Raw genomic sequence first — 23,192 nt, forward strand, 5'->3', positions numbered from 1 at the left:
GCCGATGAGCACGGAGAACACCCCGCCGCAGGAGCCTGACGTCCCCGGGAAGCCGAAGCCGCAGCCTCAGCCGTCCCAGCCGCCGGCGCGGCCGGAGCCCGAGCCGGCGGAGGCCCCGGAACCGCCGGGGCAGCCCGGGCCGGCCGTGCCGCAGGAGACCGGGCGCCAGCGCCTGGCCGCCGGACTGTGGCCGCCCAGGCTCAGCCGCGCCCAACTGATCGTCGCGCTGCTGCTGTTCGTCCTGGGCCTCGGCCTCGCGATCCAGGTCCGGTCCAACAGCGACTCCAGTGCCCCGCTGCGCGGTGCCCGGCAGGAGGACCTCGTACGGATCCTCGACGAGCTGGACGGGCGCACGCAGCGCCTGGAGGACGAGAAGCAGCGGCTGGACGACCAGCGCAAGGAGTTGCAGAGCAGTTCCAACCAGGCGGAGGAGGCCCGCCGCCAGACGGTTGAGAAGGAGCGCCAACTGGGCATCCTGGCCGGTACGGTGGCCGCACAGGGCCCGGGGATCACGCTGCGGATCACCGACACCAAGGGCCAGGTGAGGTCCGACCAGTTGCTGGACACCCTCCAGGAGCTGCGGGCGGCCGGGGCGGAGGCGATCCAGATCAACGGCGTGCGCGTCGTGGCGGGCTCGTACTTCTCCGACGAGGGCGGCGGGGTCGGGATCGACGGTAAGAAGATCACACAGCCCTACGAGTTCAAGGTCATCGGCAAGCCGCAGGATCTGGAGCCCGCGCTGAACATCCCGGGAGGTGTGGTGCAGACGATGGAGAAGGAACAGGCCACGGTCGCCGTCACACGGTCGGCGAAGATCGTTGTGGATGCCTTGCGGGCTGCGAAGCAGCCTGACTACGCTCGGTCGTCATCGCCGTGATGCGCAGTGGAACGCGGACGGGCTCACGCGGGCCGACGCCTGCGGGGGGTCGGCGCACGGAAGTCGCCGTGCGTGGTGGAAACTGTCTGGTGGTTACGGACGTTGTCAGAATGTCCGGGTCGGCAGGTGTGTGCATGCAGAGTTCGTCCTGCCCCACGGGCGGGTCTGTTTCGGTCAAGGGGAATCGCCCGTGAAGTTGTTTGAGAAGTTGTTCGGCAAGAAGAAGAACGAGGAAAGCGGTGCGACGCGGCATCGCGCGGGGCAGCCGGAAGGGGAAGGGCAGGGCGACAGGCCGCTCTTCCGTGACGAGGTGGCCGGCCCGGGTGACAATTCGGGCGGGCTCGGCGCGTCGTCCGTTGACCCGGCTGGTTCCGGACGCATAGGTTTCGGTGAACCATCAAGCTCTAGTGCGGGTGGAGGGTTTGCCTCTGACCCCTATGCCACCAGTGCCTCCGCGGGGCAGCCGCGGCGCGAGGAGCCGTCCATGTCGGCCGAGCAGACGTGCGGCAGGTGCGGTCACCGCAGCGACGCCGCGAGCCGTTTCTGCTCCAACTGCGGGGCGCCGCTGCGGCCGGGCCTGACGCCGGAGCGCGCTTCGGAGACCACGTCCACCATCTCGATCTCGGGCCTGGAGGCCTACGAGGCCGAGGGGTCGGGCCAGCACGTGTCGTCCTCGCTCTCTCCCGAGGCCCAGGCCGCGGTGGAGGCGCTGCCGCCCGGTTCCGCGCTGCTGATCGTGCGTCGCGGCCCGAACTCCGGCAGCCGGTTCCTGCTGGACGGCGAACTGACGACTGCGGGCCGGCACCCGCAGAGCGACATCTTCCTGGACGACATCACCGTGTCCCGCCTGCATGTCGAATTCCGCCGGAGCCCGGAGGGCGGCTTCACCGTCGCCGACGTGGGCAGCCTCAACGGCACGTACGTGAACCGGGAGCCGATCGAGTCCGTCGCCCTGCACAACGGTGACGAGGTGCAGATCGGCAAGTACCGGCTGGTCTTCTACGCGAGCCTGCGGGGCGTCTGACCCCCTCGGACACCGTCCGGGGGGAACCCCACCCCCGGACACCCTCCGGGGGGACCCCAGGGAAGGTTCCATGCTGCGTACCCCGACGGGCGGTGCCCCCAAGAACGGCACCGCCGGCTCTGCCGGGCAGCTGGTCAGCATCGGCACGGTGCTGACCACGCTGCGGGACGAGTTCCCCGAAGTCACGATCTCCAAGATCCGCTTCCTGGAGGCGGAGGGCCTGGTCGAACCCCGGCGCACGCCTTCCGGATACCGCAAGTTCAGCACGCAGGACGTGGAGCGCCTCGCGCGCGTCCTGCGCCTGCAGCGCGACCACTACCTCCCGCTGAAGGTCATCCGGGAGCAGCTCGACGCACTCGACCGGGGTGAGCAGATCCGCATCCCCGCACCCGCCGCGCACGGGGAGTCCGTGGACGGCGCCCAGTCCTGCGGCGGCTACGCCGAGGCGGCCGGGGAGCCGCCGGCGGCGGCCCGGGTGGGCCGTGCCGAGCTGATCGCCGCCGCCGAGGCGGACGAGGCGCAGCTGGTCGAGTGGGAGTCGTACGGGCTCGTCTCCGAGCTGCCCGGCGGCGGGTTCGACGCCGGGACGCTCGAGGTGGCCCGGCTGATCGCCGATCTGGGCCGGTTCGGCCTCGAACCGCGCCACCTCCGGGGGATGAAGGCGGCGGCGGACCGGGAGGCGGGTCTGGTGGAGCAGCTCGTAGCCCCGCTGCGCAGGCACCGCAACCCGCAGACGAGGGCGCACGCGGAAGCCACGACGAGGGAGCTCGCGGGGCTTTCCGTGAGGCTCCACGAGGCCTTGGTGCAGACCGCCCTCGGGCTCCGTCAGCACTGAACGGACAGGTCCCGGTGGGGCCCCGACTACCCAAACCTGCCGGGCAGGTCCTAGGGTTGCTGTGTGAACGAGCTCGACGTTGTGGGTGTCCGGGTGGAAATGCCCTCCAACCAACCGATCGTGCTCCTGCGTGAAGTGGGAGGCGACCGGTACCTCCCCATCTGGATCGGTCCTGGGGAGGCGACCGCCATTGCCTTCGCGCAGCAGGGCATGGCCCCTGCCCGGCCGCTGACGCACGACCTGTTCAAGGACGTGCTGGAGGCGGTCGGTGAGGAGCTCACCGAGGTCCGGATCACGGATCTGCGGGAGGGCGTCTTCTACGCGGAGCTGGTCTTCGCCAGCGGGGTCGAGGTGAGCGCGCGGCCGTCGGACGCCATAGCGCTCGCCCTGCGCACGGGAACGCCGATCTACGGCAGTGACGGCGTGCTGGACGACGCCGGAATCGCCATTCCCGACGAGCAGGAGGACGAGGTGGAGAAGTTCCGCGAGTTCCTCGACCAGATCTCGCCGGAGGACTTCGGGACGGGCCCCCAGTGAACGGCCCCCGGTAGCCGCGCCGGCGGCCGTGCCGTCCACCGGGAACTGTCAGCCCATTCGAGTAGCCTTTCCCCGCAACGGGGTACGGGAAACCACTCTCAGGGTGATTATCACTCGGCGTGCCGAGTGTGGCGATCGTTGACGCACCCCTGGTCACTGCCTACCTTCAAGGTGGCAGGTCAAGGACGGAGGGTCGGCGTGAGGATCACGGGCGACGGTACGACCGGGGGAACCCCCGCGCGGAGCGACGGTGGGCCGTACCCGGTGCACGCTGGCGCGGTGGGCGCCTCGCCCCGTCAGCCGGCGGCCGCGCCGGTCGGACCGGTGAGCGAAGGCCCGGCGTCCGAGCAGGTCGGCTACCGCGGACCGACGGCGTGCGCCGCCGCGGGGATCACGTACCGGCAGCTCGACTACTGGGCGCGCACCGGCCTCGTCGAGCCGAGCGTGCGGCCCGCGTACGGGTCGGGCACCCAGCGGCTGTACAGCTTCCGCGACGTGGTCGTCCTGAAGATCGTCAAGCGCTTCCTGGACACCGGGGTGGCGCTGCAGAACATCCGCACCGCCGTGCAGCACCTGCGGGACCGGGGCTTTTCCGACCTGGAGCGCATGACGCTGATGAGCGACGGCGCGACCGTGTACGAGTGCACCTCGCCGGACCAGGTCGTGAGCCTGCTCCAGGGCGGGCAGGGCGTCTTCGGCATCGCGGTGGGCGTCGTCTGGCGCGACGTCGAGAACGCGCTGTCGCAGCTGCACGGGGAGCGCGTGGACACCGGGGAGACCCTGGTGGGCCACAACCCCACCGACGAGCTCGCAGCCCGCCGGAACCGGGCCGTCTGAACCGGGCCGTGTGAACCCGGTCGGCCCAACCCGGCCGACCGGAGCGGGACCGCCGTCCGAGCCCCGCGGCGGGTCCCGGGGCCGGTGATCAGCGCGTTGTCAGTGGCGTAGGGCAGCATCGGTGCTGTGAGATCCGCCCCGACCATCCTGCACCTGGACATGGACGCCTTCTACGCCTCCGTGGAGCAGGCGTCGAAGCCCAGCCTGCGGGGGAAGGCCGTGATCGTCGGAGGGCTCGGCCCGCGCGGGGTCGTCGCCACCGCCTCCTACGAGGCCCGACGGTTCGGGGTGCACTCGGCGATGCCGACGGCGCAGGCCCGCCGCCTCTGCCCGAACGGCGCCTACCTGATCCCCCGCTTCACCCTGTACCGCGAGGTCAGCGAGCTGGTCATGAGCCTGCTGCGGGAGCTGTCGCCGCTGGTGGAGCCGCTCAGCCTGGACGAGGCCTTCGTGGACCTGGAGGCGGGCGGCGCGGCCTTCGACGCGGCGACCGCACGCGCGACGGGGGAGCGGCTGCGGGCCGGCATCACGGCCCTGACGGGGCTCAGCGGCTCGGTGGGCCTGGCCGGGTCCAAGATGCTGGCCAAGATCGCCTCCGAGGAGGCCAAGCCCGACGGACTGCTGCTGATCGAACCGGGCACCGAGCGCGAGCTCCTCGCGCCCATGCCGGTGCGCACCCTGCCCGGGGTGGGTCCGGCCACCGGGGAGCACCTGCGCCGGGCCGGGATCACCACCGTGGGGGAGCTGGCCGAGGCGGGCGAGGACGAGCTGGTGCGGATGGTGGGCCGGGCGCACGGCGTCGGCCTGTACCGGATGGCGCTGGGGCTGGACGACCGGCCGGTGGTCGCCGAGCGGGACGCGAAGTCCGTCTCGGTGGAGGACACCTTCGACGTGGACCTGCACGACCGGGTGCGGATCCGGTACGAGGTGCAGCGGCTCGCCGACCGCTGCGTGGGCCGGCTGCGCGCCTCAGGCCACTCGGGGCGGACCATCGTCCTGAAGGTGCGCCGCTACGACTTCTCGACCCTGACCCGTTCCGAGACGCTGCGGGGCCCCACCGACGACCCGGCGGTGGTGCGGGAGGCGGCCGCGCGGCTGCTGGAGGGCGTGGACACCACCGGCGGGGTGCGGCTGCTGGGGGTGGGCGTGACGGGGCTCGCCGACTACACGCAGGAGGACCTCTTCGCCCAGGCGCGGGCCGCCGCCGAGGGGGAGGCGGCGGAGCCGCAGGGCCCCGAGGAGGACGCCGCCGGGGCCGCCCCGGAGGGCGGGGTACCGGGGGCGCCCGCGGAGCCCCTGGAGGGCGCCGGGGCCGCTCCCGTGAGGCACTGGCCGGCGGGCAGCGACGTCCGCCACGCGGTGTACGGGCCGGGCTGGGTGCAGGGCAGCGGGGTCGGGCGGGTGACCGTACGGTTCGAGCGGCCCGGATCGCCCCCGGGCCGGGTCCGCACGTTCCTGCTGGACGACCCGGAGCTGGAGCCGTCCGACCCCCTGCCCCTGGTGGGGGAGGTTTAGCCGTCCTGGGGGTGGGGGCGCTGGAAGTCGGAGGGGAGGGCCACGTCCAGGCCGTAGTGGTGGTAGAGCTGGAGCTCCTGCTCGGGGGAGAGGTGGCGGCCGACCCCGAAGTCGGGGGCGTCCTTGATCAGGGAACGTTCGAAGGGCACGCGCAGGGCGTCGTCCACCACTTCGCTGGGTTCCAGGGGGACGAAGGCGTCGCGGCCGAAGAGGCCCGTCCGGACCGCGGCCCACTCCGGGACGCCCGTGGCGTCGTCGAGGTAGACCTCGTCCACGGTGCCGATCTTGGCGCCGTTGCGGTCGAACGCCTTGCGGCCGATCAGGCTGCGGGGATCGATGTCGGTCTGCACGGTCCCTCCGTACGGTCGCGGTGATGCACAGCTCATCCGTAATGACTACAGAAGTGCATATTTGAAGTGAGGGCCACTCGAGGGAGGGTCCAGATCCTCGCTGGTAGGCTGGGTGACGGCTGTTGACCCTGTGCGGGAGAGTCCTCCGAGTGAGTACGACGGAGGCGCCGAAGGAGCAAATCCTCCCCGGAATCTCTCAGGCATACGTACCGCACGTGACGAGGCCACTCTGGAAAGCAGGGGCAGGTGCCGGGCCCGCAGTACCGGGACCCTCCCCTCACCGACGGTGAAAGCCGGAGCTCTCGGGCGAACCCCGCGACTCCGGTGAAGCTCTCAGGTTGAGATGACAGAGGGGGAGGCCGTCCGGGTGCCCGCGCCGTGGTGCCCCTCGCAGGTCATACGACCAGGAGGCCTCCGTTATGACCGCCAACCGCATTCCGCTCTCCCAGCTCGAGCGGGGCATCCCCTTCGAGCAGCGTCACATCGGCCCGGACGCCGAAGCGCAGGCCAAGATGCTCGCCCAGGTGGGCTACGGCTCCCTCGACGAGCTGACCGCCGCCGCGGTACCGGATGTGATCAAGACCGCCGAGGCGCTGAACCTGCCCGAGGCCCGCACCGAAGCCGAGGTGCTGGCCGAGCTGCGCTCGCTGGCCGACCGCAACCAGGTGCTCTCCTCGATGATCGGTCTCGGCTACTACGGGACCTTCACCCCGCCGGTGATCCTGCGCAACGTCATGGAGAACCCGGCCTGGTACACGGCCTACACCCCGTACCAGCCGGAGATCTCGCAGGGCCGCCTGGAGGCGCTGCTGAACTTCCAGACCCTCGTCGCCGACCTGACCGGCCTGCCGACCTCCGGCGCCTCCCTGCTGGACGAGGGCACCGCGGCGGCCGAGGCCATGTCGCTGGCCCGCCGCGTGGGCAAGGTCAAGGGCGGGGTCTTCCTCGTCGACGCCGACGCGCTGCCGCAGACCATCGCCGTGATCGAGACCCGCGCCGAGCCCACGGGCGTCGAGGTCGTCGTCGCCGACCTCTCCGAGGGCATTCCCGCCGAGATCGCCGAGCGCGGTGTCTTCGGCGTGCTGCTCCAGTACCCGGGCGCCTCCGGCGCGGTCCGCGAGATCAAGCCGGTCATCGACCAGGCGCACGAGCTCGGCGCGATCGTCACCGTCTCCGCCGACCTGCTCGCCCTGACCCTGCTGACCTCCCCGGGCGAGCTGGGCGCGGACATCGCCGTCGGTACCACCCAGCGCTTCGGCGTCCCGATGGGCTTCGGCGGCCCGCACGCCGGCTACATGGCCGTCCAGGCCAAGCACGCCCGCTCCCTCCCCGGCCGCCTCGTCGGCGTCTCCGTGGACGCGGACGGCAACAAGGCGTACCGCCTGGCCCTGCAGACCCGCGAGCAGCACATCCGCCGCGAGAAGGCCACCAGCAACATCTGCACCGCGCAGGTGCTGCTCGCCGTCATGGCCGGCATGTACGCCGTCTACCACGGCCCGGACGGCCTGAAGACGATCGCCGCCCGCACCCACCGCTACGCCGCGGTCCTCGCCGCGGGCCTGACGGCCGGCGGGGTCGAGGTGGCGCACGGCTCCTTCTTCGACACCGTCACCGCCAAGGTCCCCGGCAAGGCCGCCGAGGTCGTCGCCGCCGCCCGTGAGGGCGGGGTCAACCTGTACCGGGCCGACGCCGACCACGTGTCGGTCTCCTGCGACGAGACCACCACCCGCGCCGACCTGGAAGCGGTCTGGGCCGCCTTCGGCGTCACCGCCGACGTCGAGGCCCTGGACGCGGTCACCGCGGACACGCTGCCCGAGGGCCTGCTGCGCTCGGACGCGTACCTGACCCACCCGGTCTTCCACCAGCACCGCTCCGAGACCGCGATGCTGCGCTACCTGCGCAAGCTCTCGGACAAGGACTACGCGCTGGACCGCGGCATGATCCCGCTGGGCTCCTGCACCATGAAGCTCAACGCGACCACCGAGATGGAGCCGGTGACCTGGCCCGAGTTCGGCCAGCTCCACCCGTTCGCCCCGGTCGAGCAGGCCGAGGGGTACCTCACGCTCATCACCGAGCTGGAGGAACGTCTCTGCGAGGTGACCGGCTACGACAAGGTCTCCATCCAGCCGAACGCCGGCTCCCAGGGCGAGCTCGCCGGCCTGCTGGCCGTCCGCGCCTACCACCGCGCGAACGGCGACGAGCAGCGCACCATCTGTCTCATCCCGTCCTCCGCGCACGGCACCAACGCCGCCAGCGCCGTGATGGCCGGCATGAAGGTCGTCGTCGTCAAGACCGCCGACGACGGCGAGGTGGACGCGGACGACCTGCGCGCCAAGATCGAGCAGTACCGGGACGAGCTCTCCGTCCTCATGATCACCTACCCGTCGACGCACGGTGTGTTCGAGGAGCACGTCGCCGACATCTGCGCCCAGGTGCACGAGGCCGGCGGCCAGGTGTACGTGGACGGCGCCAACCTGAACGCCCTGGTGGGTCTGGCCAAGCCGGGCCACTTCGGCGGCGACGTCTCGCACCTGAACCTGCACAAGACCTTCTGCATCCCGCACGGCGGCGGCGGCCCGGGCGTCGGCCCGGTCGGTGTCCGGGCGCACCTGGCCCCGTACCTGCCGAACCACCCGCTCCAGCCCACCGCCGGCCCCGAGACGGGCGTCGGCCCGATCTCCGCCGCGCCGTGGGGCTCGGCGGGCATCCTGCCGATCTCCTGGTCGTACGTCCGCCTGATGGGCGGCGAGGGCCTCAAGCGCGCCACCCAGGTGGCGGTGCTCGGCGCCAACTACATCGCCAAGCGCCTGGAGCCGCACTACCCGGTCCTCTACACCGGTCCGGGCAACCTGGTCGCGCACGAGTGCATCATCGACCTGCGCCCGCTGTCGAAGGCCACGGGCGTGAGCGTGGACGACATCGCCAAGCGCCTGATCGACTACGGCTTCCACGCGCCGACCATGTCCTTCCCGGTGGCCGGCACGCTGATGATCGAGCCGACCGAGTCCGAGGACCTCGTCGAGATCGACCGCTTCTGCGACGCGATGATCGCCATCCGCGCCGAGATCGAGCGGGTCGCCGGCGGCGAGTGGCCGGTGGACGACAACCCGCTGGCCAACGCCCCGCACACCGCCGCGGCGCTGGGCGGCGAGTGGAACCACCCGTACACCCGTGACGAGGCCGTCTTCCCGGGCGGGGTCGTGGCTGCCGAGAAGTACTGGCCGCCGGTGCGCCGGATCGACGGCGCGTTCGGCGACCGGAACCTGGTCTGCTCCTGCCCGCCGCTGGACGAGTACGACAACTGAGCCGGGACGGCGGGCCCGTCGCCGACGGGCCGCTGACGCGGTGAGGGAACGCCGAAGGGGCCGGTCCCGGAGCTTTGAGCTCCGGGACCGGCCCCTTCCGTGTCCGTGCGGTGTTGCCGTGCGCCGCCCGTCACGCCGCCGCGAGCGGGCGGTGCGGGGCGATGATCTGTCCGTCCGGCAGCAGCTCACCGGTGTCCTCGAAGAGCAGGACGCCGTTGCACAGCAGGCTCCAGCCCTGTTCCGGGTGGTTGGCCACCGGGCGCGCGGCCTCCCGGTCGGCGGATTCTGATGACGGGCAGGCGGGCTGGTGCTGGCACATGGATGGGTTCTTTCGCTGCGGTGTGGTCTGTTCGCTACGGCTCGATGCGTGGTTCATGGCCGTCCCCCTGGGTCGTCCCCGCACCTGCGGGGAGGATGTCCTCAGTGTTCCCCCAGGACCGCTGCTTCGCAGGTATTTCCCGGCAGCTGTCCTCTAGGAAGGAGGACGCATCACCCGTGCGGGCGGTTCATGCCAACTCCCCTGTCATTTCGGGTGGTTCGCATTGACCCGAGTGGACTAGGCCGAATGGGCCACCCGGATCAGGCCGCCGGGGCGGCGAGGGTCGGCGGGACCGGTGGGGCCGCCGGGGTCAGCCGGTGGGTCATGACGGGCAGCAGCTCCGAGACGGGATGCGGCCGGAAGGGCGCGATCCCGGGCGGGGCGGGAGCCAGGGGCACCAGCAGGTCCGCCGCGGCGAGGAGGCCGGCGGCGGCGTCGGCGCCCACCGCCCCGTGCAGCCACAAGGTCAACATGTACAGCTCAGGTACGGACAGCAGCCTCGGCTGGTATCCCTTGCCGAGCGACTCCGCCTGGCGCAGGGCGCGTTCGGTCGCGGCGACGTAGGGGCCCTCGAAGAAGTGGGAGAAGGTCCAGCCGTCCGGTGTCAGCCGGGTGTCGGCCGCCGCGACGAAGCGGTCGCCGCTGCGGATCAGGAACCGCCAGCCGGTGAGGCGGGTGCGGGGCGGGCGGCCGCCGGCCGCGTGGCCGGACACGCTCAGGCGGTCGAGCACGTGGACCGGGAGCGGGAGTTCGGCGGTCAGCGGGCCCTGGACCGAGCGCAGGGCCGGGGTGTGTGCCTCGTGGACGGCGGTGGGAGAACCGAGTGCCGCGAGAACGCTGCGCAGGGCGGGCGCGGGAGCCGGGGGAACATGCAGCGGCATGGTGGGTCGCCTCTCACTTGGGAGACCTGTGGTGCGGGGGAAGGTGCGGACGGCGCTGTCGCATTCTGGGGTCAGAGGTGGGCTTTGGGGCAATGGCCGCGCGCCAACTCTCTGCCTCGTTTGCGGAGTTTATACGACATGTGTTCACGCAGTGTTTCGGCTAGCCGTCCCGCCTATTGCCGGCAAGGCGTCTTCCGGTCCCGCTGCCATGGTATTCATGCCGGATGCACGCGGACATGCCGCGCTGACCTCGGAGGTTACCCCAGGGGTGCTCGGCTTGAAACCTTCGGCTATCAGGAATTGGCAAAGGCCAAGGGGAAATTGCGTTCCGTGGGTTGCCAGGTGAATGTGCCGGAGCGCCCTTCGGGCCGTACCGGCGCGCGCTCCCCGCCAAGGCCGCCCGCCCCGCGTTATGGATCACGGTGCCTGGGCATCATCGACCGTGACGTGCGCCCGGGGGGACCGGGCCTGGCCCACTCGAGGAGGGACACTTCGATGGGGGAGAAGGTCGTGGCAGGCGGATTCGACCTGTCCGATCGGCATCGGTATCGGAGGAAGCTTCACGAGTGCCTGGAGGGGCTGGAGCGGCTTCTGGCGGAGAAGAGGTTCGATCGCCCGAAGAACATGATGGGGCTGGAGATCGAGCTGAATCTCGCGGGTGCCGACGGTTTGCCGCGCATGGTGAATGCGCAGGTGCTGGAGCGGATAGCGAGCCCGGATTTCCAGACCGAACTCGGAATGTTCAACCTGGAGGTGAACGTACTCCCGCACCGGCTCGACGGGAGGGTATTCGACCAGCTCTCCGAAGAACTGAGCGCGGGACTCCACTACGCCCACCGGCAGGCCGCGGAGATCGACGCGGGCGTCGTGATGATCGGGATCCTCCCCACCATCTCCCGCGCGGACCTGGCCCTGGCCAACCTCTCGGCGGTGGACCGCTACTCCCTGCTCAACGAGCAGATCCTGATGATGCGCGGGGAGGACTTCCGCCTCGACATCGACGGGGTGGAGCGGCTGACCTGGAGCACGGGCTCGATCGTGCCGGAGGCCGCCTGCACCTCCGTACAGCTGCACCTCCAGGTCACCCCGGCCCGGTTCTCCGACGTGTGGAACGCGGCGCAGGCGGTGACCGCCGTCCAGATAGCCGTGGGGGCCAACTCGCCGTTCCTGTTCGGGCGCGAGCTGTGGCGCGAGTCGCGTCCGCCGCTGTTCACGCAGGCCACCGACACCCGGCCGCCCGAGCTCCAGGCGCAGGGGGTGCGGCCGCGGACCTGGTTCGGGGAGCGGTGGGTGGACTCGGCGTACGAGCTGTTCGCCGAGAACGTCCGCTTCTTCCCCGCCCTGCTGCCGATCTGCGACGAGGAGGAGCCGCTGCGGGTGCTCGCCGAGGGCGGGGTGCCGAGCCTGCAGGAGCTGGTCCTGCACAACGGCACGGTCTACCGGTGGAACCGGCCCGTCTACGGGGTCGCCGACGGGGTGCCGCACCTGAGGGTGGAGAACCGGGTCCTGCCGGCCGGGCCCACCGTGGCCGACGTCGTCGCCAACGCCGCCTTCTACTACGGACTCGTACGGACCCTCGCGGACGAGCCGCGCCCCGTGTGGACCCGGATGTCCTTCGCGGAGGCGGAGGCCAACTTCGACGCGGCCTGCCGGTACGGGATCGACGCGCGGATCCGCTGGCCGCGCAAGGGCCGGGCCGGGGGGCTGGTGAGCGTGCCCGCGGTGCGGCTGGTGCTGGACGAGCTGCTGCCGATGGCCGCGGCCGGGCTGGACGCCTGGGGCATCGAACCCGCCGACCGGGACCACTACCTCGGGATCATCGAGGAGCGGTGCCGGCGCCGGGTGAACGGGGCGACCTGGCAGGTGGAGACGTACCACCGCGCCCTGGCGGGCGGACTGGAGCGCGACGCCGCCCTCGCGGCCACCACCCGGCGCTACAGCGAGCTGATGCACAAGGGCGACCCCGTGCACACCTGGCCCGTGGGCCTGGAGGAACAGGAGGTGGACGCCACCCGGGCGGCCCGCCGCTGAGGAGCCGGCCGGCCGCGCCGGTCCCCGCCCGCTGATCCGCTCCCGCCGCCGAGGAGGCAGTATGGGGTGGTGGTCGCAACGGGACGGGAGTCAGGCGTGCGCGTCGAGCCGGAGCCGGTGGTCGTGGAACTGCGCGAGGACGGGCGCCGGGTCCTGCGCACCGAGACCCTGCTCGTGCTCGCGCTGTCGCTGGGCGCGAGCGGGGTCTCGGCGCTGATCAGCTTCATCGGCTCGCTCACCAAGCCGGGCGGCCTCAAGGACCAGGCCGCCACCCTCAACGGCTCCTACGCGCCCGGGCGGCCGTGGCTGGACCTGGCCTGGCAGCTGTTCGGGATCGCGTCCGCGCTGGTCCCCGTGCTCCTCGTCGCGCACCTGCTGACCCGCGAGGGTGCGCCCGGGCTGCGGGTGCTGGGCTTCGACCGCACCCGCCCTGGACCGGACCTGGCCCGGGGCGCGCTCGTGGCCGCCGGCATCGGCAGCGCCGGGCTCGCCTTCTACCTGGCGGCCCGGGCCACCGGCTTCAACCTGACGGTGGTGCCGGAGGCCCTGCCCGACGTGTGGTGGAAGTTCCCCGTGCTGATCCTCTCCGCGGTGCAGAACGCCGTGGTCGAGGAGGTCATCGTGCTGGCGTACCTGCTGCGCCGGCTCGGGCAGCTGGGCTGGTCGCCGACGGCCGCGCTGCTCGCCAGCTCCCTGCTGCGCGGCTCGTACCACCTCTACCAGGGCATCGGCGGGTTCATCGGCAACATGGTGATGGGCGTCGTCTTCGTCCTCGCCTACCGGCGCTGGGGCCGGGTCGGCCCCCTGGTCGTCGCGCACGCCCTGCTCGACATCGTGGCCTTCGGCGGGTACGCCCTGCTCGCCGGCAAGGTCGGCTGGCTGCCGACGCCGTAGCCGTCCGGGCGCGTCAGGGGGCGGTGAGCAGTTCGCCGTCGACGACCGTGACGGCGCGGCCCGTCAGGAGGGTGCGGTCGCCCGCGAGGCGGACCCGGACCAGGCCCGTGCGCGTCCCGCCCTGGAGGCCGGTCAGCTCGGTACGGCCCAGACGCGCCGCCCAGAAGGGGGCGAGCGCGGTGTGGGCGCTGCCCGTCACCGGGTCCTCGTCGATGCCGACGGCGGGGAAGAAGCCGCGCGAGACGAAGTCGTAGCCGCGGGAGGGGTCCTCGGCCGGCGCGGTGACGATGACCCCGCGCCGCGCGTAGGCGCGCAGGGCCGCGTGGTCGGGTGCGAGCTCGCGCACGGTCCGCTCGTCGGCCAGTTCCACCAGCAGGTCGCCGATGTGCTCGGCGGTGTCGTGGAACGACTCGGCCCGAGCTCCCAGCGCGCGCTCCACCGCGGGGACCGGCTCCACCGGGGTCAGGGACGAGGTCGGGAAGTCCATGGTGACGGTCCCGTCCCCGGCGACGTCGGTGGTGAGGACCCCGCAGCGCGCGGCGAAGCGGACCGGGCCCCGGGCGAGGCCGGCGGCGGCGATGACGTGCGCGGTCGCGAGGGTCGCGTGGCCGCACATGTCCACCTCCGCGGCCGGGGTGAACCAGCGCAGCGCCCAGTCGGCGTCGCCGCCGGGCGGCAGCGGGTGGGCGAAGGCGGTCTCGGAGAGGTTCACCTCGGCGGCGACCCGCTGGAGCCAGGCGTCCGGGGGGAAGCCGCCGTCGAGGAGCAGGACTCCGGCGGGGTTCCCCTGGAAGGGGCGGTCGGTGAAGGCGTCGACGATTCGGATGCGCATGGGGCCGACCGTAGGGCGGTTCTCCGATGACGGACAAAGGCCAATTCCGGGTGACTGGCCTGGTCACGGCCATGCTCGGACGACCGTCGGCGATAGTTTCCGATATATCGTTGACGCATCGCGATGGGTCAGCGATAGTGAAGGAGTCGAAACGACGACTGGCATGACGGACATGGCAGAGATGACGAAAGGAGCGCAGTGATGCGTTCACGCGGACAGCACGACCACGGACATGACCACGGACGGGGCCACGGCCACTGCGGGCCGGACCGTCGGGAGGAGTTCAGGGGGCTGCGCGCCGCCTTCGGCCCGTTCGGGCCGCCCTTCGGGGGCGGGCCCTTCGGTGGGCGGGGCGGACGCGGCGGACCGCGCGGGCGGGCCAGGCGGGGCGACGTACGCGCCTCGATCCTCGCGCTGCTCGCCGACCGGCAGATGCACGGCTACGAGATGATCCAGGAGATCGGCGAGCGCAGCGGCGGGGCGTGGAAGCCCAGCCCGGGCTCGGTCTACCCGACCCTGCAGCTGCTCGAGGACGAGGGGCTGATCACCAGCGCGAGCGAGGGCGGCAAGAAGCTGTTCACGCTCACCGACGCCGGCCGCGCCGAGGCCGAGTCGGGCCCCGACGCCCCCTGGGCGGATGCCGGGCGCGGCTTCGACTTCGAGGCGGTGCACGAGGTCCGTGCCGCCGCCGGCGGACTGATGGAGGCCTTCGGGCAGGTCTTCAAGACCGGCTCGCCCGAGCAGCGGGAGAAGGCCCTCGCGGTCATCAACGACGCCCGCAAGAAGCTGTACCTGATCCTGGCCGACGAACACTGAGACGGGACGCGCGCCCGGCCGGGACGCGTACCGGCCGGGCACGCGCGGGCGCGCCCCGCGAGTCCGCTCGCGGGGCGCGCCTCGTCGTGCGTCCGGCCCCGGACCCGGGCAGGGGTCAGGCGACCAGGCCGGCCAGCTTGCGCAGGGACTCGTTCAGCGCGGCCGTCGCGGAGTCCTTGAGTTTGCCCGCCATCAGGGAGACGGCCGCGCCCGTGAACTCCCCGTCGATGCGGACCTTCGTGGCCCCGCCGTCGGGGGTCAGGGTGTAGCGGGTGAGCACCGCGACGCCCATCGGGCCCTTGCCGGTGATGGCGAAGACGCGCTGCTCCTCCAGTTCCGAGACCGTCCACAGGACCTCGGCGGGGAATCCCATCATCTTCATGTTCTCGCTGAAGGTGGATCCGACCGCGAGGGTCTGGGGGCCGCCCTTGGGGAAGTCGGTGTGCGTCATGCTCCACTGCCCGTACGCGTCCCAGTCGGTCAGCTGGGCCCAGAGCTTCGCGGCGGGCGCCTCGATGCGTGATTCCGCGGTGACTTCAGCCATGCGTCCACCCCTTCTCGTCGGGTACGTGCGGCGGAAGGTAGCCCCGGCGGGCGGAACATACAAGACTGACGACCTGTCAGATACGGGGTTCCCCGGCCGGATGATCTCGGGTGTGTCTCAACAGGTGTCTCGCGGGTGACGCTCCTGTCCGGCCCTGCCATGATGGCCCGATGCAAGCGTCAGGGAAGAACGCCGGACTGGGCCTCGCCCTCGTCTCGGCATGCGCGTTCGGCGGTTCGGGTGTCGCGGCGAAGCCGCTGATCGAGGCGGGTCTGGACCCGCTGCACATGGTGTGGCTCCGGGTGGCCGGAGCGGCCCTGGTGCTCTCCCCGCTCGCCTGGCGGCACCGGGCCCTGGTGCGGCGCAAGCCCCTGCTGCTGGCCGGCTTCGGGCTGGTCGCCGTCGCGGGCGTGCAGGCCTTCTACTTCGCCTCCCTGTCCCGGATCCCGGTGGGCGTGGCCCTGCTGCTGGAGTACCTGGGCCCCGCGCTGCTGCTCGGCTACATACGCTTCGTGCAGCGCAAGCCCGTGACCCGCGCGGCCGCGGCCGGGGCGGCGGTGGCCGTCGCCGGGCTGGCCTGCGTGGTCGAGATCTGGGCCGGGCTGCGCCTGGACCTGTTCGGGGTGCTCCTCGGCCTCGCGGCCGCCTGCTGCCAGGCCTTCTACTTCGTCTTCGCGGACCAGGGCGCCGATGCCGAGGACGCGCCGGACCCACTGGGCGTGATCGCGCACGGCATGGTCGTCGGCGCCCTCGTGATGACCGTGATCGCCCGCCCGTGGCAGATCGACTGGCAGGTGCTGGGCGGGGACGCCGCCATGGGCGATGTGCGGGTCCCGGCCCTGGCGCTGCTGGGCTGGGTGGTGCTGGTCGCCACCGTGTTCGCGTACCTGACCGGCGTGGTCTCGGTGCGCAGGCTCTCGCCGCAGGTCGCGGGCGTGGTGGCCTGCCTGGAGGCGGTCGTCGCCACCGTCCTGGCCTGGGTGCTGCTCGGCGAGCAGCTCTCCGGACCGCAGGTCCTGGGCGGCGCCCTGGTGCTCGGGGGCGCCTTCATCGCGCAGTCCTCGCGGCCCGCGCCGGTGGTCGTCCAGGAGGCGCCGCTGCCGCCGGTGCAGGACCGGGAGCCGAGCAGCGCGTAGCCGGGGGCTGGGATTCCGGTCAGGGGTGGTCCGGGCGCCGGAGGCCGCGTAGGGTGCTGGACATGCCTTCCACCGTTTTCTCCGCGGTTCTTCCGCCGCCGGCCGCCTAGCGCGGGCGGCTGCCTCCAGCACGACGAACGAACCCGCCCGGGGAGCCCCCGGGCCGGTACGCGCTGCCCGCGAAGCGATGACCTCCTGTCCTCGTCCTTCACGCATGCGCGGAGAAACACGTGTCGAACCACTCGCCCGCCGCCGGGCGCAGCCTGCTGTACCTCGTCGTTGCCGGAGCCGCCTGGGGCACCGCCGGGGCGGCCGCCTCCCTCCTCTTCCTGGCCAGTGACCTCGGTCCGCTCGCCCTGTCCTTCTGGCGCTGCGCCGGCGGGCTGGCGGTGCTCCTCGGGGTGCTCGCCGTACGCCGCCGCCCGGCGCGGGCGGCCCGGCCCGTCCGGCCGTCGGCGGCCTCGCTGATCGCCACCGGGCTGATGTTCACCCTTTTCCAGGCCGCCTACTTCGGGGCCGTGCGCGAGACCGGCCTGGCGGTCGGCACCGTGGTCACCCTCGGGGCGGGGCCCGTGCTGATCGCGCTGGGCGGCCGGTACTGGATGGGCGAGCGGCTGGGCCGGGGCGGGGTGGCCGCCGTCGTCGGTGCCCTGGCGGGACTGGCCGTACTGGTGCTGGGCTCCGGGGGCGGTGAGGTGCGGCCGCTCGGGGTCGGCTGGGCGCTGCTGTCCGCCGCCGGGTACGCGGCGATGACGCTGCGGGCGCGGTGGCTCGGGCGGCGCGGCGCGGGCGGGGACCCGCTGGTCACCACCGCGTGGTCGGTGGCGGTGGGTGCGGTGTGCCTGCTGCCGCTCGCGGCGGCGGAGGGGCTGCTGCCGCACACCGCCGAGCCGGCGCGGGTGCTCTGGCTGCTGGTGTACGTGGCCGTGGTGCCGACGGCGCTGGCGTACGCGCTGTACTTCACCGGGGCGGCGGCGGTGCGTGCCGCGACGGTGTCGGTGGTCATGCTGATCGAGCCGGTCAGCGCGGCGGTGATCGCCGTCGCGGTGCTCGGGGAGCGGCTGACCGGCGCCGTGGTGCTGGGCACCGTACTGCTGCTGGCGGCGGTCGGGGCGCTGATCGCGGCCGAGGCGGGCCGGCCCGTTGGCGGTGCGCGCCGCGTGGCCGGCGGCGGGCCGGAGGACCGGCCCGCCCAGGAGCCTCAGAGTGCGGTGATGTAATCCGGGACGGCGATGCCGGGGGCCAGGCCGGCGGCCGGGACGGGGGTCCCGTACGCCGGTGCCACCGGGACCACGCCCGACCAGAAGGGCAGGTCCAGGTCCTCGGCGTCGTCGTTCGGGCCGCCCGTGCGGACCTTCGCGGACACCTCGTTCAGGTCCAGGCGGATCACCGCGGTGGCGGCCAGTTCCCTGGCGTTGGCGGGGCGGGAGTCCGCCGAGCGGCCGGGTACGACCTGGTCGACCAGGGCGTCCAGCGCGATCCGGCACTCCTCCTCGTCGGTGACCTGGTAGGCGGTGCCGTGCACGACCACCGAGCGGTAGTTCATCGAGTGGTGGAAGGCGGACTTGGCCAGCACCAGACCGTCCACGTGCGTCACCGTGAGGCAGACCGCCAGGCCCGGGTCGGCCTTCCCGGCGGCCAGCAGCGGGCGCGATCCGGTGGAGCCGTGCACGTAGAGGGTCTCGCCCACCCGGCCGTACAGCGTGGGGAGGACCACCGGGGCGCCGTCGCGGACGAACCCGAGGTGGCACAGGTAGGCCTGGTCGAGTATCGAGTGCACCGTCTCGCGGTCGTAGCGCGCCCGCTGGCGGGCGCGGCTCGGGACGGTGCGGTCGGTGGGCTCGTAGTCGGCGACGGTGGTGGCGCTCATGGTGCGTACTCCATTGCACTAGTGCATAATGTCGTTTGTGCTAGGAGAGTATCTGATCAGTGGGCGCCGCGCATCGGAAATCGCGGCCAGTGTCGAAACCGGCGTCGGATCGGGCGCGCTCGCCCCGGGGGCGCTGCTCCCGCCGATGCGTGAACTCGCGGCCGCGCTGGGGGTGAACCCCAACACCGTGGCCGCCGCGTACCGCACCCTGCGCGAACGCGGGGTCATCGAGACCGACGGGCGGCGCGGCAGCCGGGTCCGGTCCCGGCCCGCGACCGCCCCGCGCGACGTGCGGCGCGTGCCGGTGCCCGAGGGCGTGCGCGACGTCGCGCAGGGCAACCCGGACCTGGCGCTGCTGCCCCCGCTGGACGGGGCGCTGGCCGCCGCCGCCCGGCGGTACGCCGAAGCCCCGACCCTGTACGGGCAGGACCCGGTGGTCCCGGACCTCGCCCGGCTCGCCCGCGCCGGCTTCGAGGCCGACGGGGTCCCGGCCGGGGCCCTCGCGGTGACCTCGGGGGCGCTGGACGGCATCGAGCGCGTGCTGGCCGCGCACCTGCGGGCCGGGGACGCGGTGGCCGTCGAGGACCCGGGCTGGGGGAGCGTGCTGGACCTGGCCCCCGCCCTCGGCCTGCGGGTGGTCCCGGTGGCCGTCGACGACGAGGGACCGGTGCCGGAGTCGGTGGCGCGGGCGCTGGAGGCGGGGGCCCGGGCCCTGGTGGTCACGGCCCGCGCGCAGAACCCGACCGGCGCCGCCGTCTCCGTGGCCCGGGCGGCGGGGCTCAGGGAGCTGCTGGCCGGGCGTCCCGAGGTGCTGCTCATCGAGGACGACCACGGCCACGGGATCGTCGACCTGCCGCTGTGCCCCCTCGGCGGGGTGACCCGGCACTGGGCGCTGATCCGCTCGACGGCGAAGGCGTACGGCCCCGACCTGCGGCTCGCGGTGCTCACGGGGGACGCGGTGACGATGGACCGGGTCCGGGGACGGCAGCGGCTGGGCCCGGGGTGGGTGAGCCGGCTGCTCCAGTACGCGGTGGTCGACCTGTGGACCTCCGGCGCCGTGGACCGGGCGGCCGTGGCCCGCTCGTACGGGCTGCGCCGGGACGGCCTGGTCGCCGCGCTCGCGGAGCGGGGCGTACGGGCGCACGGGCGGAGCGGGATGAACGTGTGGGTGCCCGTCGCCGACGAGACGGCCGCGGTCACCCGGCTGCTCGCCGCCGGCTGGGCGGTGCGCCCCGGGGCCGGCTACCGCGTCCAGGCGGGCCCCGGGGTGAGGATCACCGTCTCCGGGCTGGATCCGGCGGAGGTCGGGGGCCTGGCCGACGCGGTGGCCGCGGCGGTCCGCCCCGAGGCCCAGGGGCGCTTCGACTGAGCGCGGCAGCCCCCGCCGCGGCGTGCGGCGGGGGCGGGGCGCGGGGCGTGGGGCGGGTGGTGTCCGGGCCGGTCAGGCGGCCTTGCGCGGGGCGGAGCGGGACTGGGTCAGCGCCGCACCCGCCAGGATGACCGCCGCGCCCACCGGGGTGTTCCAGTGCAGCTGCTCGCCCAGGACCAGGACGCCGGCGGTGGTGGCGATGACCGGGATGAAATAGGTGACCATCTGCGCCGTGGTCGGCCCGATCTCCGACACCAGCCCGTACTGCGTCTGCAGCGCCATTCCGGTCCCCAGGGCGCCCAGCGCGACCACGGCGAGCGTCGGCCACAGCGGGAAGCCGGCCGGGGCCGGGGTGAACAGCGCGCTGACGGCGGCCAGCTGGACCGTGGAGACCATGAGCTGGGCCCCGGTGAGCGCCACCGGGGAGCCGGGGGTGCCGGCCAGGGTGCGGCGGACGTAGATCCAGCCGATGGGGTAGGAGAGCGAGGCCAGCAGGGCCAGCGCGGTGCCCCTGGCGTCGACGCCCGCGAAGCCCTGCCAGGCGCCGAGCACCGTCAGGACGCCCAGGAAGCCGATGCCCAGGCCCGCGAAGCGGCGGCGCGTGGGGCGGTCCTCGGACAGCGCCACCAGCGAGAGCGCCATGCCCCACAGCGGGGAGGTGGCGTTGCAGATGCCCGCCAGGCTGGAGGGGATGCTCTGCTCGGCGTAAGCGAAGAGCGAGAACGGGACGGTGTTCAGCAGCAGCGCCGCCACCGTGAGGTGGGCCCAGGTGCGCCGGCCGCGCGGCAGCGGCTCCCGGCGCACCAGCAGCACCACGAGGAGAGCGAGCGCCCCGAAGAACACCCGGCCCAGGGCGACCTGGAAGGGCGCGAACGCCTCGGTGCCGACCTTGATCAGGAGGAAGCTGAAGCCCCACACCACCGAGAGGAGGGCGAACCGCACGCGCCAGTCCAGGCGGGCGGCACCACCGGTGCCCCGGCGGGCCGGCTGCCGTACGGGGGAGTGGGCGGTGGGGCGGGAGGTGGTCGGTGCGCTCATGCGGTTCACTCTGCTGTGCCCGACCTCGTAGGACAAGCGAGAGTTCGTTGGAGGGAAGGCGTAGCATCGCTTACATGTTGAACCTGGAGCGCCTGCGCACCCTCGACGCCCTCGCCCGCCACGGCTCGGTCAGCGGTGCCGCGGGCGGCCTCCATGTGACCACATCGGCGGTCTCCCAGCAGATGGCCAAGCTCGAGCGGGAGGTCGGCCAGCCGCTGCTCGCCAAGAACGGGCGCGGGGTCCGGCTCACGGACGCGGGGCGGCTGCTCGCCGACCACGCCGCCCGGATCATCTCCCAGGTGGAGCTCGCGCAGGCCGACGTGGAGGCCCAGCGGGGCTGTGCGGTGGGGGAGTTGCGGATCGGGGCCTTCCCCACCGCCATGCGGGGGCTGCTGCCCCGCGCCCTCGGCGCGCTGCGGGCCGCCCATCCCGAACTGCGGGCCATGGTGCGGGAACGGGAGCCGGAGGAGAGCATGGCGGCCGTCGTGCGCGGCGACCTGGACATGGCGCTGGCCATCGACTGGCACAACAAGCGGATGCCGGTGCCGGCCGAACTGTCCCGGGCCCACCTGCTGGACGACGCCGCCGACATCGCGGTCCCCGCGGCGCACCCGCTGGCCGGGCGCGCCGAGATCTCCCTCGGGGACCTCGCCGGCGACGACTGGATCTCGTGGAACGAGGGGCAGTTCTGCCACGAGTGGCTGGTGTTCACCCTGCGCGGCATCGGCGTCGAACCGCGCATCGCGCACATCGCCGAGGAGCACCACACCCAGCTGGCCTTCGTGGAGGCCGGGCTGGGCGTCTGCGTCACGCCCCGGCTGGGCCGCGGGCCGGTGCCGCCCGGCGTGCGGCTGCTGCCGGCGGTCGACACCGTCCGCCGCCACGTGTACGTCGTCTGGCGGACGGACGCGGGCCGCCGGCCCTCCGTCAGGGCCGCCGTCGCCGCCCTGACGGAGGCGGCCGCGGCGGTGTAGCCGCCGGTCACTACCTGGTCATGTCCGAAGCCCTCACATCTTGCGGAAGTCCCAGGACACCACCGAGTCCGGGGTGAGGCGGATCCAGGCGTGGCGGCCGTCGTGCGGCATCTCCTCGATCCCGAAGTTCTTGAGGGGGAAGAGCCGTTCCGGCTCCAGCAGCTCGGGGCAGGGCTCGCCGGTGCGCGGCGCCTCCCCCACGAAGACCGCGCTGCCGGACAGCTCGACCCCGCGCAGCTCCCCGTACTCCTCCCCGGCGTCCACCACGACCGAGATCCGCGGGTCGGCCCGCAGGTCGGCCCAGCGGCGGCTGCGGGTGATCGAGTACAGCCACATCGAGGTGCCGTCCCAGGCGAACCACAGGGCGCCCACGTGCGGGCGCCCGTCCGGGGAGACCGTGGCCACCCGGCAGGTGCGCTGCTCCCGCAGGAACGCGTCCACCTCCTTGCCGCTCATCATGATCCGTCGGCCCCGCCGCTGCGCCGCCCCGGCGCCCGTCCCGTCCATCCGTCCCGCACCCCTTCACATCTGACTGTGTGTCAGGAATCATGCGTGCTCTTCCGTCGCCACGCCAGGGGGAGTCATGCCGGAACTCGATCCGTCCACCACCGCGCTGCTCACCGTGGAGTGCCAGAACGGTGTGGTGGGCGAGGAGAGCGCCCTGCCCGAGCTGGCGAAGGAGGCCCGGGACTCCGGCATGCTGGACCGGGTCGCCGCGCTCGTGGACGCCGCGCGCGGAGCCGGCGTACAGGTGGTGCACGCGGTCGCCGAACGGCGGCCCGACGGGCTCGGGGCGAACACCAACGCACGGCTCTTCCGGGCCGCCGGCAAGCTGCCCGTACGACAGCTCACCGGCAGCGACGCGGTGCGGGTCGCCGCCCCCATCACCGTGGACGGCCGGGACCTCGTGGTCCGCCGGCTGCACGGGCTCTCCCCGATGGCCGGCACCGGCCTGGACGCCCTGCTGCGCAACCTCGGGGTCCGCACGCTCGTCGTCACCGGGGTCTCCTCGAACATCGCGATCCCGAACACCGTCTTCGACGCCGTCAACCTCGGCTACGAGGTCGTGGTCCCCTCCGACGCCATCGCCGGGGTGCCCGCCTCCTGCACCGCCGAGGTGATCCGCAACTCCCTCGCGCTGGTGGCGGCCGTCACCACGGCCGAAGCCCTGCTCGTGCGGTGGGCTCAGCCGCGCTGACCCCCGTAAC

23 protein-coding genes and 1 riboswitch are annotated in these 23,192 nt (G+C 73.0%); of the genes, 15 read left to right on the forward strand and 8 right to left on the reverse strand.

Features of this window, described 5'->3' with window-relative positions; genetic code table 11:
- The first annotated feature begins 4 nt into the window (after window positions 1-4).
- The 6 genes from ABD973_RS27485 (at window position 5) to ABD973_RS27510 (ending at window position 5,625) form a co-directional block, all read left to right on the forward strand.
- Entirely contained in the window at window positions 5-877 is an 873-nt protein-coding gene (locus tag ABD973_RS27485) for a DUF881 domain-containing protein (RefSeq protein ID WP_345502635.1), read from the forward strand.
- A 130-nt stretch (window positions 878-1,007) separates the two neighbouring features.
- Window positions 1,008-1,901 (forward strand): FHA domain-containing protein, encoded by an 894-nt coding sequence (locus ABD973_RS27490; RefSeq protein ID WP_125603031.1) that lies wholly within the window; start codon window positions 1,008-1,010, stop codon window positions 1,899-1,901.
- A 70-nt stretch (window positions 1,902-1,971) separates the two neighbouring features.
- Window positions 1,972-2,736, forward strand: coding sequence for a transcriptional regulator FtsR (ftsR, locus tag ABD973_RS27495; protein ID WP_206436489.1), 765 nt, complete (start codon window positions 1,972-1,974; stop codon window positions 2,734-2,736).
- A 63-nt stretch (window positions 2,737-2,799) separates the two neighbouring features.
- The gene (locus ABD973_RS27500; protein WP_007262890.1) at window positions 2,800-3,273 is read left to right on the forward strand and encodes a bifunctional nuclease family protein; all 474 of its coding nucleotides are present in this window, start codon (window positions 2,800-2,802) and stop codon (window positions 3,271-3,273) included.
- A 198-nt stretch (window positions 3,274-3,471) separates the two neighbouring features.
- Window positions 3,472-4,110, forward strand: a complete 639-nt coding sequence (locus tag ABD973_RS27505; protein WP_125820432.1) for a MerR family transcriptional regulator — start codon at window positions 3,472-3,474, stop codon at window positions 4,108-4,110.
- Between the two features lie 126 nt (window positions 4,111-4,236).
- Entirely contained in the window at window positions 4,237-5,625 is a 1,389-nt protein-coding gene (locus tag ABD973_RS27510) for a DNA polymerase IV (RefSeq protein ID WP_125820431.1), read from the forward strand.
- On the opposite strand, the gene ABD973_RS27515 is transcribed toward ABD973_RS27510, so the two are convergent.
- The gene (locus ABD973_RS27515) at window positions 5,622-5,975 is read right to left on the reverse strand and encodes a PRC-barrel domain-containing protein (RefSeq protein WP_206436488.1); all 354 of its coding nucleotides are present in this window, start codon (window positions 5,973-5,975) and stop codon (window positions 5,622-5,624) included. The two genes, ABD973_RS27510 and ABD973_RS27515, sit on opposite strands and share 4 nt — an antisense overlap.
- Before the next feature lie 123 nt (window positions 5,976-6,098).
- A riboswitch (glycine riboswitch) is annotated at window positions 6,099-6,197 on the forward strand.
- Between the two features lie 197 nt (window positions 6,198-6,394).
- Between ABD973_RS27515 and gcvP the strand changes: the two genes are divergently transcribed.
- Complete coding sequence (gcvP, locus tag ABD973_RS27520) at window positions 6,395-9,280, forward strand: aminomethyl-transferring glycine dehydrogenase (RefSeq protein WP_125820429.1); 2,886 nt, start codon at window positions 6,395-6,397, stop codon at window positions 9,278-9,280.
- A 130-nt stretch (window positions 9,281-9,410) separates the two neighbouring features.
- Here gcvP and ABD973_RS27525 read toward each other — a convergent pair whose 3' ends face one another.
- Window positions 9,411-9,599, reverse strand: a complete 189-nt coding sequence (locus ABD973_RS27525) for a DUF5999 family protein (RefSeq protein WP_007262885.1) — start codon at window positions 9,597-9,599, stop codon at window positions 9,411-9,413.
- A gap of 260 nt (window positions 9,600-9,859) precedes the next feature.
- On the reverse strand, window positions 9,860-10,480 hold the full coding sequence (locus ABD973_RS27530; protein ID WP_125820428.1) for a hypothetical protein: 621 nt from the start codon (window positions 10,478-10,480) through the stop codon (window positions 9,860-9,862).
- Window positions 10,481-10,975: 495 nt separating this feature from the next.
- Between ABD973_RS27530 and ABD973_RS27535 the strand changes: the two genes are divergently transcribed.
- Complete coding sequence (locus ABD973_RS27535) at window positions 10,976-12,511, forward strand: glutamate-cysteine ligase family protein (protein ID WP_125600140.1); 1,536 nt, start codon at window positions 10,976-10,978, stop codon at window positions 12,509-12,511.
- Between the two features lie 96 nt (window positions 12,512-12,607).
- Complete coding sequence (locus ABD973_RS27540) at window positions 12,608-13,405, forward strand: CPBP family intramembrane glutamic endopeptidase (RefSeq protein ID WP_185899547.1); 798 nt, start codon at window positions 12,608-12,610, stop codon at window positions 13,403-13,405.
- Between the two features lie 13 nt (window positions 13,406-13,418).
- On the opposite strand, the gene ABD973_RS27545 is transcribed toward ABD973_RS27540, so the two are convergent.
- Complete coding sequence (locus tag ABD973_RS27545) at window positions 13,419-14,237, reverse strand: PhzF family phenazine biosynthesis protein (protein WP_125600143.1); 819 nt, start codon at window positions 14,235-14,237, stop codon at window positions 13,419-13,421.
- A 201-nt stretch (window positions 14,238-14,438) separates the two neighbouring features.
- Here ABD973_RS27545 and ABD973_RS27550 point away from each other — a divergent pair, with 201 nt between their 5' ends.
- Window positions 14,439-15,053: a PadR family transcriptional regulator gene (locus ABD973_RS27550; protein WP_125820426.1), complete on the forward strand. Its 615-nt coding sequence runs from the start codon at window positions 14,439-14,441 to the stop codon at window positions 15,051-15,053.
- Window positions 15,054-15,168: 115 nt separating this feature from the next.
- Here the strand turns inward: ABD973_RS27550 and ABD973_RS27555 are convergent, their stop codons facing one another.
- Complete coding sequence (locus ABD973_RS27555; RefSeq protein WP_125600149.1) at window positions 15,169-15,597, reverse strand: type II toxin-antitoxin system Rv0910 family toxin; 429 nt, start codon at window positions 15,595-15,597, stop codon at window positions 15,169-15,171.
- Window positions 15,598-15,767: 170 nt separating this feature from the next.
- Here ABD973_RS27555 and ABD973_RS27560 point away from each other — a divergent pair, with 170 nt between their 5' ends.
- Both ABD973_RS27560 and ABD973_RS27565 read left to right on the forward strand, forming a co-directional pair.
- Window positions 15,768-16,733, forward strand: coding sequence for an EamA family transporter (locus ABD973_RS27560; protein WP_125820425.1), 966 nt, complete (start codon window positions 15,768-15,770; stop codon window positions 16,731-16,733).
- A 230-nt stretch (window positions 16,734-16,963) separates the two neighbouring features.
- The gene (locus ABD973_RS27565; RefSeq protein ID WP_345502639.1) at window positions 16,964-17,953 is read left to right on the forward strand and encodes a DMT family transporter; all 990 of its coding nucleotides are present in this window, start codon (window positions 16,964-16,966) and stop codon (window positions 17,951-17,953) included.
- Here the strand turns inward: ABD973_RS27565 and ABD973_RS27570 are convergent.
- Entirely contained in the window at window positions 17,935-18,603 is a 669-nt protein-coding gene (locus tag ABD973_RS27570; protein WP_125820424.1) for a pyridoxamine 5'-phosphate oxidase family protein, read from the reverse strand. The two genes, ABD973_RS27565 and ABD973_RS27570, sit on opposite strands and share 19 nt — an antisense overlap.
- A gap of 37 nt (window positions 18,604-18,640) precedes the next feature.
- On the opposite strand from ABD973_RS27570, the gene ABD973_RS27575 reads away from it, so the two are divergent.
- Window positions 18,641-19,972, forward strand: a complete 1,332-nt coding sequence (locus ABD973_RS27575) for an aminotransferase class I/II-fold pyridoxal phosphate-dependent enzyme (RefSeq protein ID WP_125820423.1) — start codon at window positions 18,641-18,643, stop codon at window positions 19,970-19,972.
- A 72-nt stretch (window positions 19,973-20,044) separates the two neighbouring features.
- Here ABD973_RS27575 and ABD973_RS27580 read toward each other — a convergent pair whose 3' ends face one another.
- Window positions 20,045-21,010, reverse strand: a complete 966-nt coding sequence (locus ABD973_RS27580) for a DMT family transporter (RefSeq protein ID WP_386381987.1) — start codon at window positions 21,008-21,010, stop codon at window positions 20,045-20,047.
- Window positions 21,011-21,084: 74 nt separating this feature from the next.
- Here ABD973_RS27580 and ABD973_RS27585 point away from each other — a divergent pair, with 74 nt between their 5' ends.
- Complete coding sequence (locus ABD973_RS27585) at window positions 21,085-21,984, forward strand: LysR family transcriptional regulator (protein WP_125595036.1); 900 nt, start codon at window positions 21,085-21,087, stop codon at window positions 21,982-21,984.
- A gap of 33 nt (window positions 21,985-22,017) precedes the next feature.
- On the opposite strand, the gene ABD973_RS27590 is transcribed toward ABD973_RS27585, so the two are convergent.
- A complete protein-coding gene (locus ABD973_RS27590) occupies window positions 22,018-22,491 on the reverse strand; it encodes a pyridoxamine 5'-phosphate oxidase family protein (protein ID WP_125595037.1) in 474 nt (157 codons plus the stop codon).
- A gap of 76 nt (window positions 22,492-22,567) precedes the next feature.
- Here ABD973_RS27590 and ABD973_RS27595 point away from each other — a divergent pair, with 76 nt between their 5' ends.
- Complete coding sequence (locus tag ABD973_RS27595) at window positions 22,568-23,182, forward strand: cysteine hydrolase family protein (protein WP_164720849.1); 615 nt, start codon at window positions 22,568-22,570, stop codon at window positions 23,180-23,182.
- The last annotated feature ends 10 nt before the right edge of the window (window positions 23,183-23,192 follow it).

It is taken from the genome of Streptomyces racemochromogenes, from assembly GCF_039535215.1.
Classification (GTDB): domain Bacteria; phylum Actinomycetota; class Actinomycetes; order Streptomycetales; family Streptomycetaceae; genus Streptomyces; species Streptomyces racemochromogenes.

What these genes read in the sequence shown, in the direction of transcription:
- ABD973_RS27485 (WP_345502635.1), top strand. Translation starts at nt 5, where the DNA reads ATGAGCACGGAGAACACCCCGCCGCAGGAGCCTGACGTCCCCGGGAAG.
- ftsR (WP_206436489.1), top strand. Translation starts at nt 1,972, where the DNA reads ATGCTGCGTACCCCGACGGGCGGTGCCCCCAAGAACGGCACCGCCGGC.
- gcvP (WP_125820429.1), top strand. Translation starts at nt 6,395, where the DNA reads ATGACCGCCAACCGCATTCCGCTCTCCCAGCTCGAGCGGGGCATCCCC.
- ABD973_RS27525 (WP_007262885.1), bottom strand. Translation starts at nt 9,599, where the DNA reads ATGTGCCAGCACCAGCCCGCCTGCCCGTCATCAGAATCCGCCGACCGG.
- ABD973_RS27530 (WP_125820428.1), bottom strand. Translation starts at nt 10,480, where the DNA reads ATGCCGCTGCATGTTCCCCCGGCTCCCGCGCCCGCCCTGCGCAGCGTT.
- ABD973_RS27535 (WP_125600140.1), top strand. Translation starts at nt 10,976, where the DNA reads ATGGGGGAGAAGGTCGTGGCAGGCGGATTCGACCTGTCCGATCGGCAT.
- ABD973_RS27545 (WP_125600143.1), bottom strand. Translation starts at nt 14,237, where the DNA reads ATGCGCATCCGAATCGTCGACGCCTTCACCGACCGCCCCTTCCAGGGG.
- ABD973_RS27550 (WP_125820426.1), top strand. Translation starts at nt 14,439, where the DNA reads ATGCGTTCACGCGGACAGCACGACCACGGACATGACCACGGACGGGGC.
- ABD973_RS27555 (WP_125600149.1), bottom strand. Translation starts at nt 15,597, where the DNA reads ATGGCTGAAGTCACCGCGGAATCACGCATCGAGGCGCCCGCCGCGAAG.
- ABD973_RS27560 (WP_125820425.1), top strand. Translation starts at nt 15,768, where the DNA reads ATGCAAGCGTCAGGGAAGAACGCCGGACTGGGCCTCGCCCTCGTCTCG.
- ABD973_RS27570 (WP_125820424.1), bottom strand. Translation starts at nt 18,603, where the DNA reads ATGAGCGCCACCACCGTCGCCGACTACGAGCCCACCGACCGCACCGTC.
- ABD973_RS27580 (WP_386381987.1), bottom strand. Translation starts at nt 21,010, where the DNA reads ATGAGCGCACCGACCACCTCCCGCCCCACCGCCCACTCCCCCGTACGG.
- ABD973_RS27585 (WP_125595036.1), top strand. Translation starts at nt 21,085, where the DNA reads ATGTTGAACCTGGAGCGCCTGCGCACCCTCGACGCCCTCGCCCGCCAC.
- ABD973_RS27590 (WP_125595037.1), bottom strand. Translation starts at nt 22,491, where the DNA reads ATGGACGGGACGGGCGCCGGGGCGGCGCAGCGGCGGGGCCGACGGATC.
- ABD973_RS27595 (WP_164720849.1), top strand. Translation starts at nt 22,568, where the DNA reads ATGCCGGAACTCGATCCGTCCACCACCGCGCTGCTCACCGTGGAGTGC.